This window comes from Fodinibius salinus (assembly GCF_008124865.1).
Taxonomy (GTDB): domain Bacteria; phylum Bacteroidota; class Rhodothermia; order Balneolales; family Balneolaceae; genus Fodinibius; species Fodinibius salinus.
In genome coordinates, this window is sequence record NZ_VNHY01000002.1 from 840,836 (window position 1) to 854,777 (window position 13,942).

The window sequence follows — 13,942 nt, forward strand, 5'->3', positions numbered from 1 at the left end:
TTTGATTTTATGATGGATTTTGGGACACAAAAGAAATCAGGTGCGATATCATCCACAGAAGGATTACCTATTTATTATGATTGTCACCTGCCGGAAGAATACTCCGAAAAGTCATTGCCTGTTATCATTTTCGTACATGGTTTTAAAGGATTTAAGGATTGGGGGGCATTTTCTGAAGGTTGTGCCTTTCTTAGTTCTGCTGGTTTTGCCGTGGTGGCGATTAATTTTTCGCTGAATGGTGTAGGCGAAAGTATGAGCGAATTTGATGAGTTGGATCGGTTTTCGCGCGAAACTTTTAGCCAGGACCTTGATGATCTGGGATCTGTAATCAAAGCCATTAAAGATGGAGAGATTAATAGTGGTAAGGCAGTGTTAAAATCGGATAGCATAGGGTTGATTGGCCACTCCCGTGGTGGACATACCGCAGTGACGGCAGCCGCTGAATACCCTGAAATATCCTGTCTGGTTACGTGGTCGGCAGTAGCAAATTATAACGAACGCTGGAGCGAAGAAATGATTACTGATTGGGAATCAAAAGGCGTAACGGAAATCAAAAATGGCCGCACTGGTCAAATGATGCCGTTGAAAAAAGTGGTTTATGATGATGCTCAAGCGAACGCTGATAGATTAATGGCTGATAACCGGGCAGGCGAACTGGCAATTCCGGCAATGTTTATCCACTCAAAAGGGGATGAAGCTGTATCTTATAATAATGCAGAAAAATTGTATCAAAGCTGTTCATCAAATAAGAGAGAACTGGTGCTTATCCCGGATTCCGGACATACTTTTGATACCGCTCATCCGTTTGAGGAAGATGATTTCCCCGAAGCGTTTCAGCAGGTATTGCGCCGCACCAAGCAGTGGTTTACGGATAATTTATTGTAATAATATTTACAGTTCGATTAGGTAGCGCCGGATGATGTTCCCCTTTGTTTCGCTTCGATGGATGGTATATACCGTCTTCCCACGGATCTGCTCGATACTATCTTCTTCGGGCAAGGTGGATTTACCGACTGGACCACTGTTTAAATCCACTACAACTTATTTAGGTTGTCCTTCTTAGTTTCATCCGTTTTGAGCCAGATATGGTCTTGGGTAGCCCATACATCAAGATAGAGTGGTTTATATTCACTCACTCTCGCTTCGATATTCGATCGTATTTTTCGGTCCACATGGTCAAGTGCATAATCTAAATCATCATCTCTCACCGGTCGCTTTTTGATGGGTAGCGGTATGCGGTTTTTAAGCCGTTGGTTTTGGTCATAAACGAAAAGAGCACTGCTGTCTGGTCGAGCAACGAGAAAGGATCCATCTTCAAGCATTGTAAAATGATCATTATATCGATAAGGAACACGATAAGCTCGAATCATTTTATTATCCTTTGTAAAGTGATAGGTCCCTTCTTTTAATAATAGTAATGAATCAGTGACAATATCTCCCTCAAGATTAGTGGTCACTAACCTAGTTTTTTTGTATTCGTTAGCATTTTTTGTGGCGTCTTGGATGTTTGTTAACCAATTGTTGATTCTGGCATAATAGGTAGAGTCTGATTTCTGGGCTAAAATTTCAGCGTTTTTCTCTTTGTTGTCTTCTGTAACTGTTGAACGTACAAACTGATAGACTCCATTATTTCCCTGTGCAAAATATTTTTTTTGCGCGGATTGTTGATTCGTCACCAATAGGGTATCAGAGCGGAAGCTCTGCATTGAAAAGTATTGCGCCAGTTCTCCCGGTCCGCCTCCCTTTTGAGCCACTGTAGCCACAAAATTGCCTTCACTATCAAACTGGCTAATGCTCGTGCTTGCCCCGTCAGATACGATTATATCACCCTCTGAATTAACAAAAAGGTCTCTTAGTCGGCCCGGCAAAAACTGTTCACTTTCCCCGATTTCTAAAGTAGTTTTAAAATCTACTTTTTTAAGATCAGTATAATTTATTTTTTGTTCCCCGGTAGAAGAACTGCAGCTTGTGATAAGGAATACTAAGGAGATGTAAAGAAAATTACGAATAGTCATAAATTGTTTTGGATTCATTGAATTTACACCATTTTATAATAAAAAAATATTACTATCAAGTTAGTAAGGAAGGTGTTATCTATTCATTTATTTGCAATAATGAATAGCTGCACTTTTCGTTATAAGACCGTATGAAAATGACACGAGAATTATGAACGTATTAAATCACCAGATATAAATGGTAATACGAAAGCTTCTTTTCGTCTTTGTTATTATAGGCACACTGCTCTCGACTGCTAATGCCCAAGTTCCCGAACTAATTAAGAAGCCACAGTTTCGGTCAGATGCCAAAGCAGCAGTAGATTCTATGTATAATTTTCAATTTTCTGGTGCAGAACAGGCAATAGCCGAATGGAAGCAAAAATACCCCGAACACCCCATCTGGATGCTGCTTTCAGGTATTGAGTTTTGGTGGAAAGTGCTGTCGGATTTAGAAACGACTGCCCACGATAAGCAGTTTTTTGAGATAATGAAGAAAACCAGTTATCAGGTTGAAAAGTTGCTGTATAAACAACCATCTCATGCTGACGGCTTGTTAATTAAAGCCATTGCTAATGGATATGTGGCGCGGCAATATGCCAATCGCGAAGAATGGCTAAATAGCCTGCAATACGGACGGAAGGCGATGAGTGCTCATGATTACCTAATGAACTTACAGCCCGAGATGGATGATCTAAAGCTGGCAGAAGGATTAAAGAAGTACTACCTTGCTCACTTGCCCGAAGAATACCCTATTGTTAAAACCGTATCTTGGGCCTTGCCGAAAGGGGATAAAAAGCAGGGTTTGTCATTAATTAAAGAAGCTTCTCAACAGGCGGTATTTGCCCGTGCCGAGGCTACTTATTTTTTGGGGAATATCAACTTTAATTATGAGGATAATTTAGAGGTAGCGGTTAACAATTTTGAGAAGCTTGCCCAAAAATATCCCCGAAATAATTTTTATGCGCGTCGCCTGGTAAAAAGTTATTACCAGAACGGTCAGAAAGAGAAAGCACTGCAATTTATTAATGCTACTCTGCAACGCTGGGATGATAATCAGCTGCCGTACTTGGCGATTATGCAGGAAGAGCTGTTGACGTGGAAGGGACGTATCTTGGAACAACGCGGCAAGGACAAACAAGCACTGGATTGCTATCGCCGTGCTTTTGAAAAGAGCGGTACATTGCCCAACCCGGCTGAACGTTCGTTTTATGTGATTTCGGGATATGCTGCCGGAAAAATATTACACAAACAAGGGAATACCGCCCAGGCAAAAACATATTTGAATGCTATTGCTGGTGCCCGGGCCGAATCCTCATATCGACAGGAAGCTAAAGAATTGCTTTCTGCCGGAAAATAAATCAAGCAGTTAGTTTTGGTTAGGATTCATCATCCCGCTCATGTCTTTGTAACCGTCCGGAATTTTAAATAGATCAGCAGAAAGAGATTTTTCTTCAATTTTAACAGCCTTCATTTTTGTACTTTTCCCCTCATCTGTTATTGCAATAACTTCTAAAGGCATAGCTTCGTTAGCCATTAATTTCTTTGCCCAGTCAGGCTGACTTCCTTTGCTCATTGGACTTTTAGGCATCATAAATGAACCCATACCTTTTGCCATACAGACTTCCATGGTTTTACCATCGGATTCTATCTTCCAAACCTTGCAGTTTTTACCGGCTATTGTTTTGGTTTGTCCGGTTTGGGTGGCATTCCCATCCTTTCCTGTATTTATATCATCTCGGGTTTCTGTATCCATGGTCATGTAGCCGTTCATTTGATCTATTAAAATGACCGTCTTTGATTGCTCAGGCATAAAAAGCATGACTCCTTTTTGTTGTCCTCGATTTAATTCCATGCGTACTTTATTGCCTTTTACCATATAGGGCATTTGGCCCATTCCTTGTTGAGTCATTTCAGGAATTTCGTAGTGGATAATACCTTCAAAATCTTGCGCTACGGATGTTTGGGTAGCACAAAAAAGTAGTATGCAAAACGAAAAGATTACAGATAGATATGTTTTCATAATGTTTGTACTCTCTGTTGTTGTTAGCAGTTAGATGGAATAATATTATTAATTTGTTTGGTCTTTACCCAATTTCATTGATAAAATTTTTGCCTAATCAAGTGATCAGTTTTCTATAATTGCAAAGGAGCTATGCTCCTGCTGTTGCTTACAGGTGTGCAGTTCCCTTAGAGTTGAGTTTCCCTGGAGCTCCGAACTCTCAACTAACTAACTCTGACAGGATTCGAAATCTCTCAGAGTTAATAAAAATGTCACCCATTATAAAACCCGGTAGGCCACCAAAGGCCTTGCCGGGTTCCAGCTACTAACTTATTTTTGATTATTACTAAACCTTGGAAGGTCGTGCTACGGACTGGGGCACGTTCCCCACTGCGGCTTATTGCTGTTTGTAAGCGGACTACCCGTTGAAAAGTTATTAGGCTCTGAAGAAATATTGGATACGCACCATCCGCTAAGGTCTTGATTAAAGGAACTGCTGTTATTAAACATAAAACCCATATTGTTTACCGAAGAAACATCCCAGCTTCCAATGTCCTGATTGAAAGAGCTCGCGCTCTTAAAGGTTGAATACATGGTACTTACTGATGATACATCCCAGCTTCCAATGTCTTGGTTAAAGGAGGAGCCCCCATCAAACATATAAGCTATATTAGTTACTGCTGAAGTATTCCAACTGCTGATATTCCCGTTAAAGGCCGTGGCATTTTGAAACATCCCTGTCATGGAAATCACAGATGAGACATCCCAGCCGTTTAGATCCTGGTTGAAGACATCCGCTCCCTCAAACATTCTGATCATGTTGGTGACTGATGAAACGTCCCAACCGCCAATATCCTGGTTAAAGGCGCTGGCACCACTAAACATATAACTCATGTCCGTAACGTTACTAACATCCCAATTGCTGATATCGGTATTAAATGCCGCAGCATTTTGGAACATCTTACTCATATTAGTCACACTGGACACATCCCAACTGTTCAAATCTCCATTGAAAGAGGAGGCATTCAAAAACATTTTTCTCATAGTCGTTACAGAGGATACATCCCAGCTATTGAGGTCTATATTAAACGAAACAGCGCCTTCAAACATCGTGCTCATATTCGTTACGCTGGAGACGTCCCAACCGCTTATATCTTGATTAAATGACGAAGCATAAGCAAACATTCTTCCCATCCTCGTAACGTTGGAGACATCCCAACTCCCGATGTCTTGGTTAAACGAATCGGCCCCGTTAAACATAGTGCCCATAATCTGCACATTCGAAACATCCCAGCTGCTGAGATCACCGTTAAAGGAGTCAGTACTAACAAACATACTACCCATATCCGTTACGCTGCTCACATCCCAGCTGCCAATATCCCCGTTAAAGGCATGGGCAAAGGCAAACATCTCACTCATATCAGTAACGGACGAGACATCCCAATGGCTGATATCTCCGTTAAATGAGCCGGCCCCATTAAACAAATTGTTCATATCCGTGATGCCGGAGGTGCAGGTGGAGGGGGCATTGGCTGGGGTGATCTGTCCGACACTTCGTTTGGTATAGGTGGTGCCGTTGATCGTGCCGGTATCGCCCACGCTGGCGTTCTCACACTTAATAGTTACTCCGTTGGAGGCCAGGTAAAATGCCGCTTGTCCAAATACGGCCGTCACTTGTTTGGGGTCGTCAATGGTGAGCTGCTGGGGATTGGCGGAGCCGGTGATCGCCCCTTGCCATTCGATAAATTCCCAGCCGGTGGCGGGGTTGGCGGTCAGTTCTACCACTGTGCCGGCCTCGTAATCGGTGGGCTTGGGGGAGACCACTTGTTCATCAACAGTTCCCTGTCCGGTGGTATCCACGGTAAGAGCATACTGTTTTTTGGCAAAGATTGCGGTAATGGTTTTATCTGCGTCCATGGTCACCGATGCCGAAGCGCTGGTGCCGCTGTAGTCCCCTTCCCAGTGATCAAACCGCCACTGTTGGTTGGCGGTGGCGCTGATGGTGACGGTGGTGCCCTCATCGTAGGCGCTGTCGGCCGGGGCTACGCTGCCGCCCTGGCCGGGAGAGGCACTGAGCGTTAAGGTATGTTGCGGAGTCGAACCCGAAGAGCCGCAGCCGGCCGCCATAAGCAGGGCACCCAGCAATACAATGGGGAATAGTAGTTTGTAAGACATAACAGAAGAGATTTTGTTGATGATTAGTTATGGTCGCTCATGGCAGATAGGGCTAGGTGTTCCAGCTGCCACTATTATATACGTAACCCAGAACAAAAAGAGATCAAATTGATCGAAGAAGTACAGACCCCCGTTAGCAAGGCCTAAGGGGCAACTAACAACGAAGAAGTAGCGTGGTAGCAGAAGTACAATGCTTATAAACTGTCAGAAATCTAGAAATGGGGAGGGGGAGCGCTGTATCGCTTGGCAAATGGCTAACTTCTATCCCCCCCATCTCAGTCTTCCTCTCCAAGCAGGGCAAGAAGTATGATTTGGGCTTTTACGAATTTGGTTTGAAACAGGATATATATCTGGAGGGGTCAGAGAATGCTATGGAGATATGCTGGGGATGATGGGCACGTAGTGTTTTTGAATCGAGGTTAAACATTCCAAAGGCGTGGCCATTCCTGAGCCGATGGTAGTACCGTCCGGGATTGCCGGTGTCTCTTGGTCGAAGGGCGCCAATAGCATAATTAGCGGTACGCTCATTACTACAAGGAGTGCCATCCTGAATGGAGCGCAGGGAAACTGATCCCGAAGCATCGGGATCAGTATGCGCAGTATGACATCATCCTAAAAGAAAATAGAAGTGGAATACATAGCTGGACATGACCTTAATAAATGACTCTAAAAGCTACGATGGAATTACACTTCTGAGTGAGTTACACCCTATAGATTACTGCAAACGGCTTCAGTGAATTTGGTAGTAGATCCACTACCGTCAATGTCAGGTGTGCAAACTGATTTATTCTCGAGAGTATAATATACTGCTTGGCGGATTCGATCGGCCAGGTTATTTTCATCGAGGTGTTCTAGCAACATTAGTGCCGAAAGTAGAAAGGCAACAGGATTTGCTATATTCTGTCCGGCAATATCAGGTGCTGATCCATGTACGGCTTCAAATATAGCGGCATCATCCCCGATATTTGCAGCTCCGGTCAGTCCGAGTCCGCCAACTAGACCAGATGAAAGATCTGAAAGGATATCCCCAAAGAGATTCGTAGTGACAATAACATCGAATTGTTTGGGATTGAGTACCATCTGCATTGCCATATTGTCCACAATGAGATCTTCATATTCAATATCGGGATAATCCTGTGCAACCTCTTCGCCCACTTCCATAAATAAGCCGCAGGTATATTTTAGGATGTTAGCTTTATGGACAAGCGTAACTTTGTTGCGATTTTTCTTCTTGGCATACTCAAAGGCCGATCGGATAACTTTTTCGCTGGCATCACGAGTAACAACGGCAATGCTCTCGGCGTGGCTATCTTCTTTAACCCATTTTTCCTTGCCAATATACAATCCTTCAGTATTTTCACGGAACATGACAAGGTCAACATCTTCGTACCGGCTGTGGATATGCGGCAGTGTTTTGGCGGGACGAATATTGCTGTGCAGATCAAACTTTTTACGCATAGCTACATTCACTGAACGAAATCCGGCACCAACAGGAGTGGTTAACGGACCTTTGAGTGCAATGCGGTATTTTTCAATTGCATCAATAGTTTCATCAGGCAGGGGATTTCCCAACTCTTCTTGGGCATTGAGCCCAGCTGTGCATCGAATCCAGTTAATGTCGGCCCCGGCCTTGTCAAGAATAGTAGTCACAGATTCAGTGATTTCAGGACCGATACCGTCGCCCGGTATTAAAACAATGTCATGCATATAACAAAAAATTTTCTACAGATTATAACGTTCAGTTCTTCGTTTTCAATAAGCCCCAAATATACAAATAAAAGCACGTGATGTCAGAAAAATTAATGGTCGTTTATTCCCTCGGATGATACTTCGAGCACGGCAGACCCATCAAAATCACCGTTTCTAAGATTGTTGAGTGCTCGGTTAGCATCTGAAAGGGGATAGGTGGTAACGTGAGACCGAACAGGAATTTTTGGTGCCAATTGCATAAAATCGATACCGTCTTGGCGCGTTAAGTTTGCAACTGATTCAATTGAGCGTTCCTCCCAAAGATCACCGTAAGGGAAGCTCGGAATATCACTCATATGGATGCCGGCACAAATTACCTTACCTCCTTTTTTAATTGATTTAAGTGCTTGGGGAACCAGTTTGCCAACCGGAGCAAAGATAATAGCTGCATCAAGTTTTTTGGGAGGCATTGTCTCGGAACTGCCTGCCCAGCTGGCGCCGAGTGACCGTGCAAACTGTTGTGTTTCGTCGTCACCGGGCCGCGTAAAAGCCAATACTTCTTTATTTTGGTGTGAGGCTACTTGGATAAGGATATGAGCAGCAGAGCCAAATCCATAGAAGCCGAGTGTATGAGCATTGTCTGTCTTACGCAGCGAGCGGTAGCCAATGAGACCGGCGCAGAGCAACGGAGCGGCCTGGGTGGCAGGGTAATGATCCGGAATAGGAAAGCAAAAACGGCTGTCGGCCACAGCATATTCGGCAAAGCCGCCGTTTTGGGTATAACCGGTGAATTCGGCATTGTTGCACAAATTTTCTTTTCCTGATGAGCAAAACTCACACTGTTGACAGGTATAACCGAGCCAGGGCACACCCACCTTGTCGCCAACAGTAAAGTTAGATGTGTTAGTACCAACCTTATCAACAGTACCTACAATTTGATGACCGGGAATAAGCGGTAGGTTAGGTTGGTTAAGGTCCCCATCCAGAATGTGCAAATCGGTGCGACAAACTCCGCATACTTCAACTTTGATTCTGACTTGTTGGTCGCCGGGTGATGGTTTAGGCAAGGTGGTGGGTTGCAGCGGATCCCCTTGCTCTTCTAAGAGCATTGCTTGCATTATAACAGTTTGTTAGTTGGTCAGGATAAATTTGTTATTCTCTAGTATCGGCGCCTGCGTTGATGTTGGAGTTTTTGGTCAAGGCTATATTTGCCGGGACCAATAAACAGCAGGGCTATAAAGACGGTCCCTAATTCAATACTGTGAGAATAGCTGGCAAAACCGTCGCCCAGAGCGATATGTTTGGCAGTGGCAACAATCATAACGATCAGTAAAAAGGAAACTGTAGGTGTAAAGAATAGTCCGCCAACTAAAAATATACCACCAAAAAATTCGGTGACGCTGGCCATAAATCCAAAAAACATGGGAGCAAAATCGATTCCTACATATTGCATCGATGCGCCTACTTCGGTCCACATATCTGGCCCCCCAAACATTTTAGGATATCCGTGTAAAATAAACATAATGCCCAATCCGAGTCGAAGGATTAGATATCCAATCTGGCGGTATTCATTGTTTTTTCGTTTGTTTAGCATTGGATCCTAAGATCTTATTTGTTATAAGTTATGCGATAAATGGTGCCGCTGAGATCATCAGAGATAAGAATAGAACCATCTTCGAGTTCGAGCAGATCTACCGGTCGGCCAAGTACAGCTTCGTTATCTTGTAGCCATCCGTGAATGAAGGGACGATACGAGATAACTTCTCCATCTTGCAGCGAAACCTTGGTTATACGATACCCGATTTTTTCACTTCTGTTCCAACTTCCGTGTTCGGCAATCAGAATTTGATTTTTGTATTCGTTGGGAAGCATCTTTCCGGTATAGAAAATCATGCCCAGTGGTGCTACGTGTGGCCCCAATTCTTGTGCAGGAGCTCGAAAAGGTTGCTCCATTTTTTTGCCTTGCTCACCAAATTTCGGATCCCAGATATCATTCCCGTGTTTAAAGGGGTAACCAAAATGCTGTCCAACTTTTGAAAGATGATTTAGCTCACACGGCGGACGGTTATCGCCCAGCCAGTCGCGGCCATTATCGGTAAACCAGAGGTCAGCTGTTTTAGGATGCCAGTCGAAGCCGACTGAATTGCGAACGCCGTGAGCCACAATTTCGCGTTCCGTTCCATCGGGATTGATACGTGTAATGCTGGCATAAATCTCGTTATCAGGATCGCAAATGTTGCAGGGGGCTCCAACGGGTACGTAAAGCTTGCCATCAGGACCAAAATCAATGAACTTCCATCCGTGATGACCGTCGGTCGGGTAGGTGTCGGTTACAACAACCGGTTCAGGTGGATTTTCAAGACGTTGACCGATCTCATCAAATCGCAAAATTTTACTTACTGCTCCTACGTATAGGGATCCTTTGTTAAAGGCAATTCCGCTGGGCAGGCGCAGTTCTTCGGCAATGGTATAGACATTATCGGCCTTGTAATCGCCGTTGGTATCCGTGATGGCATATACGGTTCCGTTATCCCCGAGGGCAAGCTGACGTGCATTGGGTACATTTTCTGCAAAAATGTGGGCCGAAAATCCATCAGGCATTTGTAATTGCTGGACTACCTTTTGAGGATTCTCCTGCGAAAAACTGCATCCGCAAAAAAAAGCGGCACTCAGCATCCAGCAGAAAAGGACGAGGGCAGAGCGTTTCAAATAATCCACGATATTATTGTTTAAGCAAGCCGTTTCGGTTATACCAAATCTCGGACTCTGTTAATTAATTATACAATTGAAAACGATGAATTTCGAACGGATTTTGTGTTTTGTTAATTAATTAACAGTTAAGGCTACCGAAAGTAAAATTTATGGCCATTTCTATTCTTTGGTTCCGAAATAATCTGCGATTGCATGATAAAAAAGAGGAGTATGTTGGCCACTGGTTGACCGAGCTTGGGGACGTGCCGCAAGAATTTATCCATCAGCCGCATACCATGGCAATGGAGCAGCAGAAGTTGGCTGGCATTGAAATTGGCAGTGATTATCCCGAGCCGATGATCGATTTGGAAGCGTCGTACAAAGAAATCAGAAATCGAGATTGACGATGTTGGACCAAGAGTTACGAACAGTTATTATGGAGTTGATTCGTGAGCGTGGATCAAAGAAAACGATCTGCCCCTCCGAAGTGGCACGTGCATTCGCATCCGATAATTGGCGTGAGTTGATGGATGATGTAAGGGCAGTTGCCCGTAATTTACATCAGAAATGGAGAGTACAGATTGAAAAGGATGGAAAATCAGTAGATCCGGATAACGTTTCGGGTCCTATTCGCTTGCGTTTGCGGGAGGATTCGGATGAATAATCGCCAGACTATTGATGTGGTATGGTTTAAACGCGATTTGCGTCTGAGTGATCATGTACCGCTTAAACACGCTATCGAATCGCCACGTCCGGTGTTACTGCTCTATATTTTTGAGCCATCCCTTTTTGAATCAGATCATTACGGCAATCGGCATGGGCGTTTTGTATGGGAGTCACTTTGTGACATGCGTGATCAGCTTGAACCATACGATGCTGATATTGTTACTGTATATGATGAGGTTATCCCATTCTTTGAAAAACTATCGAAAATATACAATATCCACACAGCGTATAGTCACGAAGAAACCGGCATTAATCTGACTTTTGAGCGGGATAAGGATTTTGCTCGGTTTTGTGATCGTTATGGTATCCGGTGGGAGGAGTCGCCTACGAATGCGGTATTTCGGGGCCTTATGCATCGCGATGGCTGGCGGGATCGGTGGAAAGAACGTGCCAAAAGGGAATTACATGCACCAGATCTTACGGCCTTGAATGCGATTGGAATCTCATCGGATCAGTGGAATGAGTTTAAGTTGAAGCCAATTCCACAGTCATTTAAAACACCGAACTTGTTATTTCAGCAAGGTGGCGAAGCGAATGCGTGGCGCTGTCTTGAAGATTTTGTGTATGAACGGGGAAGACGCTACAACGATTTAATTTCAAAACCGGCCGGCAGTCGCTATGGATGTAGTCGCCTTTCGCCGTTTTTAACCTGGGGTAATTTGTCTTTGCAGCAAGCTTATCAATTTTTGTGGGATCAGTATGAAGAGCTGGATCACCAATGGCCGTTACGAAGTTTTGGGTCACGCTTGAAGTGGCATTGTCATTTTATTCAAAAGTTTGAAGCTGAGCCCCGCATTGAATTTGAGAATTTAAATCGTGGATACAATGACATCCGAACAGAACGAAATGAAGAATTTATTGAGGCTTGGGAAGCAGGTGAGACAGGCTTTCCGCTTGTTGACGCCTGCATGCGGGCGGTCAAACAAACGGGCTATATTAATTTTCGGATGCGGGCTATGTTGGTATCGGTTTTAACGCATCACCTGTGGCAGCCTTGGCAGGCGGGAGCACAGTTTTTAGGTCGGCAGTTCCTGGATTTTGAGCCTGGAATCCATTATTCACAGTTTCAGATGCAAGCCGGAACGATGGGCGTAAATAGTGTGCGAATTTATAATCCTGTGAAACAGGGGTATGACCATGATGCCGATGGAAATTTTATTCGACAGTGGGTACCAGAACTGCGACCGGTGCCTGTCGAGCTGATCCATGAGCCGTGGCAGATGAGTCCGATGGAACAGCAGATGTATGGCGTTAAGTTGGGCAGTGAATATCCGGAGCGATTAGTAGATCATAAGGTTGCATACAATAAGGCTAATGAAACGCTTTGGTCAAAGAAAAATGATCCAAAAGTAAAAAGAGAAAATGAGCGGATTCTCCAGAAACATGTGAAGACAAGGAGTTAGCAGATTGTATGGAGGCAGGAACCGTTTGGGAAAATCAGCATTTTATTAAAAAAGCGAGAAGCTTAATACTCCTCGCTTTTTTAATTTTATAGGGCTAAATGATTAAGCCGTTGGTTTCTCGTGATGAGAAATTTTGGTACCCAGCACATCCAAAAATGCAGACAACCATTTGGGATGTCCGGGCCAGGCAGGAGAGGTTACCAAGTTGCCATCAACCACCACTTCAGTAGGCTGAACATCTTTGTAATTAGCGTCTGCTGCTTCCATTTCAGGACCGCAAGCAGGGTAGGCCGTTAATGTTTTGCCTTGGATTACATCGGCGGCAGAAAGAATTTGCAGGCCGTGACAAATTGCTGCTACTGGTTTATCCTCATCGAAGAAGTGACGAACCATATCCAATACTCCATCTTCGCGACGAAGATATTCGGGGGCACGTCCGCCGGCTACAACGAGTGCATCGTAATTTGCCGGATTTGCCTCATCAAATGTTGCGTTGAGGGTAAAATTATGACCCGGCTTTTCGGTGTAGGTCTGATCTCCTTCAAAATCGTGGATCGCAGTTTTTACCGATTCGCCTTCTGATTTCCCCGGACAAACCGCATGAACAGTATGGCCTACCATTTGCAGTGCCTGAAAGGGCACCATGATTTCGTAATCTTCTCCAAAATCACCAACCAGCATTAAAAGTTTTTTTCCATCCATAATATGAACCTTCGTTTTTTAGTATTAGATGTTCCTACTTATCTAACTCCTAGTAAGACATTAACGTTCTGCTAGGTGCATTTATCCAACAATCGATTCAAGAAAGTCCGTTGCTTGGTATTTATTTTCTTACGTGCCTCAAAAAGGCCAAAATATTCGATACGGTCGATTTCGGGGAAGGTTTCTTTTTGTCCCGATTCGGGTGGCCATTCGAGCTCAAACTCGTTAGGGACAAAAATAAAGTCATCCGGGATTTGGTATTCTACTGCCCAGCCGTGTACGGTTTTTCCGCCTTTTTGCTGGATGGATCCCAGTTCGATGTAATCTCCATCGGGTATAAAACCCAGTTCTTCATCAAACTCACGTTTGGCTGCCTCTAGTAGTTCTTCGTTTTCTTCTACTTCTCCTTTGGGAATAGACCAGGCGCCTTCGTCTTTATCCCACCAATAAGGACCGCCTGGGTGGGCAAGTAATACATGCAGGTGCGGTTTACGTTTAAAAAGAAGGATACCGGCGCTTTTGTTAGACAAGGTGGTTGAGATTGTATTTGAAATCTTATA

The 13,942-nt window shown here is 44.1% G+C and carries 16 protein-coding genes; 5 read left to right on the forward strand and 11 right to left on the reverse strand.

All coding sequences use genetic code 11. The annotated features are described in order from the left end of the window. Positions 1-9 precede the first annotated feature (9 nt). Positions 10-885, forward strand: coding sequence for an alpha/beta hydrolase family protein (locus tag LX73_RS08625; RefSeq protein ID WP_148899063.1), 876 nt, complete (start codon positions 10-12; stop codon positions 883-885). Positions 886-891: 6 nt separating this feature from the next. Here the strand turns inward: LX73_RS08625 and LX73_RS12985 are convergent, their stop codons facing one another. Further along, positions 892-1,035 (reverse strand): hypothetical protein, encoded by a 144-nt coding sequence (locus LX73_RS12985; protein ID WP_170245636.1) that lies wholly within the window; start codon positions 1,033-1,035, stop codon positions 892-894. After that, positions 1,035-2,033, reverse strand: a complete 999-nt coding sequence (locus LX73_RS08630) for a hypothetical protein (RefSeq protein ID WP_211359391.1) — start codon at positions 2,031-2,033, stop codon at positions 1,035-1,037. Before LX73_RS08630 ends, LX73_RS12985 begins: the two co-directional genes overlap by 1 nt. A 160-nt stretch (positions 2,034-2,193) precedes the next feature. Between LX73_RS08630 and LX73_RS08635 the strand changes: the two genes are divergently transcribed. Further along, positions 2,194-3,354, forward strand: coding sequence for a tetratricopeptide repeat protein (locus tag LX73_RS08635; RefSeq protein WP_148899065.1), 1,161 nt, complete (start codon positions 2,194-2,196; stop codon positions 3,352-3,354). A gap of 9 nt (positions 3,355-3,363) precedes the next feature. Here LX73_RS08635 and LX73_RS08640 read toward each other — a convergent pair whose 3' ends face one another. From LX73_RS08640 to LX73_RS08665, 7 genes are all read right to left on the reverse strand, one after another. Further along, positions 3,364-4,017 carry a DUF4412 domain-containing protein gene (locus LX73_RS08640; protein WP_148899066.1) on the reverse strand — a complete coding sequence of 218 codons (654 nt, stop codon included), beginning with the start codon at positions 4,015-4,017 and terminating at the stop codon, positions 3,364-3,366. 345 nt (positions 4,018-4,362) lie between these two features. After that, the gene (locus LX73_RS08645; protein WP_211359392.1) at positions 4,363-6,171 is read right to left on the reverse strand and encodes a BspA family leucine-rich repeat surface protein; all 1,809 of its coding nucleotides are present in this window, start codon (positions 6,169-6,171) and stop codon (positions 4,363-4,365) included. A 369-nt stretch (positions 6,172-6,540) separates the two neighbouring features. Beyond that, the gene (locus tag LX73_RS12990; RefSeq protein WP_170245637.1) at positions 6,541-6,699 is read right to left on the reverse strand and encodes a hypothetical protein; all 159 of its coding nucleotides are present in this window, start codon (positions 6,697-6,699) and stop codon (positions 6,541-6,543) included. Positions 6,700-6,879: 180 nt separating this feature from the next. Beyond that, a complete protein-coding gene (locus LX73_RS08650; protein ID WP_148899067.1) occupies positions 6,880-7,878 on the reverse strand; it encodes an isocitrate/isopropylmalate dehydrogenase family protein in 999 nt (332 codons plus the stop codon). A 92-nt stretch (positions 7,879-7,970) separates the two neighbouring features. Then, positions 7,971-8,978: a zinc-dependent alcohol dehydrogenase family protein gene (locus tag LX73_RS08655; protein WP_148899068.1), complete on the reverse strand. Its 1,008-nt coding sequence runs from the start codon at positions 8,976-8,978 to the stop codon at positions 7,971-7,973. Between the two features lie 41 nt (positions 8,979-9,019). Beyond that, positions 9,020-9,454 (reverse strand): DoxX family protein, encoded by a 435-nt coding sequence (locus tag LX73_RS08660; RefSeq protein ID WP_148899069.1) that lies wholly within the window; start codon positions 9,452-9,454, stop codon positions 9,020-9,022. A gap of 14 nt (positions 9,455-9,468) precedes the next feature. Next, positions 9,469-10,569 carry a PQQ-dependent sugar dehydrogenase gene (locus LX73_RS08665; protein WP_246138206.1) on the reverse strand — a complete coding sequence of 367 codons (1,101 nt, stop codon included), beginning with the start codon at positions 10,567-10,569 and terminating at the stop codon, positions 9,469-9,471. A gap of 152 nt (positions 10,570-10,721) precedes the next feature. On the opposite strand from LX73_RS08665, the gene LX73_RS08670 reads away from it, so the two are divergent. The 3 genes from LX73_RS08670 to LX73_RS08680 are packed head-to-tail and all read left to right on the forward strand — an operon-like array spanning position 10,722 to position 12,680. Then, the gene (locus LX73_RS08670) at positions 10,722-10,955 is read left to right on the forward strand and encodes an FAD-binding domain-containing protein (protein ID WP_148899070.1); all 234 of its coding nucleotides are present in this window, start codon (positions 10,722-10,724) and stop codon (positions 10,953-10,955) included. Positions 10,956-10,957: 2 nt separating this feature from the next. After that, positions 10,958-11,215 carry a DUF3253 domain-containing protein gene (locus tag LX73_RS08675; protein WP_148899071.1) on the forward strand — a complete coding sequence of 86 codons (258 nt, stop codon included), beginning with the start codon at positions 10,958-10,960 and terminating at the stop codon, positions 11,213-11,215. After that, positions 11,208-12,680 carry a cryptochrome/deoxyribodipyrimidine photo-lyase family protein gene (locus LX73_RS08680; RefSeq protein WP_148899072.1) on the forward strand — a complete coding sequence of 491 codons (1,473 nt, stop codon included), beginning with the start codon at positions 11,208-11,210 and terminating at the stop codon, positions 12,678-12,680. The genes LX73_RS08675 and LX73_RS08680 overlap by 8 nt, the downstream gene beginning before the upstream one ends. A 102-nt stretch (positions 12,681-12,782) precedes the next feature. Here the strand turns inward: LX73_RS08680 and LX73_RS08685 are convergent, their stop codons facing one another. Both LX73_RS08685 and LX73_RS08690 read right to left on the reverse strand, forming a co-directional pair. Further along, complete coding sequence (locus tag LX73_RS08685) at positions 12,783-13,382, reverse strand: DJ-1/PfpI family protein (RefSeq protein WP_148899073.1); 600 nt, start codon at positions 13,380-13,382, stop codon at positions 12,783-12,785. 71 nt (positions 13,383-13,453) lie between these two features. Next, entirely contained in the window at positions 13,454-13,912 is a 459-nt protein-coding gene (locus LX73_RS08690; protein ID WP_148899074.1) for an NUDIX hydrolase, read from the reverse strand. Positions 13,913-13,942: the final 30 nt, after the last annotated feature.

Bases quoted from the DNA above. Each gene is read 5' to 3' on its own strand.
- LX73_RS08625 (WP_148899063.1), top strand. From the start codon at position 10: ATGATGGATTTTGGGACACAAAAGAAATCAGGTGCGATATCATCCACA.
- LX73_RS08630 (WP_211359391.1), bottom strand. From the start codon at position 2,033: ATGAATCCAAAACAATTTATGACTATTCGTAATTTTCTTTACATCTCC.
- LX73_RS08635 (WP_148899065.1), top strand. From the start codon at position 2,194: ATGGTAATACGAAAGCTTCTTTTCGTCTTTGTTATTATAGGCACACTG.
- LX73_RS08640 (WP_148899066.1), bottom strand. From the start codon at position 4,017: ATGAAAACATATCTATCTGTAATCTTTTCGTTTTGCATACTACTTTTT.
- LX73_RS08645 (WP_211359392.1), bottom strand. From the start codon at position 6,171: ATGTCTTACAAACTACTATTCCCCATTGTATTGCTGGGTGCCCTGCTT.
- LX73_RS12990 (WP_170245637.1), bottom strand. From the start codon at position 6,699: ATGAGCGTACCGCTAATTATGCTATTGGCGCCCTTCGACCAAGAGACA.
- LX73_RS08650 (WP_148899067.1), bottom strand. From the start codon at position 7,878: ATGCATGACATTGTTTTAATACCGGGCGACGGTATCGGTCCTGAAATC.
- LX73_RS08655 (WP_148899068.1), bottom strand. From the start codon at position 8,978: ATGCAAGCAATGCTCTTAGAAGAGCAAGGGGATCCGCTGCAACCCACC.
- LX73_RS08660 (WP_148899069.1), bottom strand. From the start codon at position 9,454: ATGCTAAACAAACGAAAAAACAATGAATACCGCCAGATTGGATATCTA.
- LX73_RS08670 (WP_148899070.1), top strand. From the start codon at position 10,722: ATGGCCATTTCTATTCTTTGGTTCCGAAATAATCTGCGATTGCATGAT.
- LX73_RS08675 (WP_148899071.1), top strand. From the start codon at position 10,958: ATGTTGGACCAAGAGTTACGAACAGTTATTATGGAGTTGATTCGTGAG.
- LX73_RS08680 (WP_148899072.1), top strand. From the start codon at position 11,208: ATGAATAATCGCCAGACTATTGATGTGGTATGGTTTAAACGCGATTTG.
- LX73_RS08685 (WP_148899073.1), bottom strand. From the start codon at position 13,382: ATGGATGGAAAAAAACTTTTAATGCTGGTTGGTGATTTTGGAGAAGAT.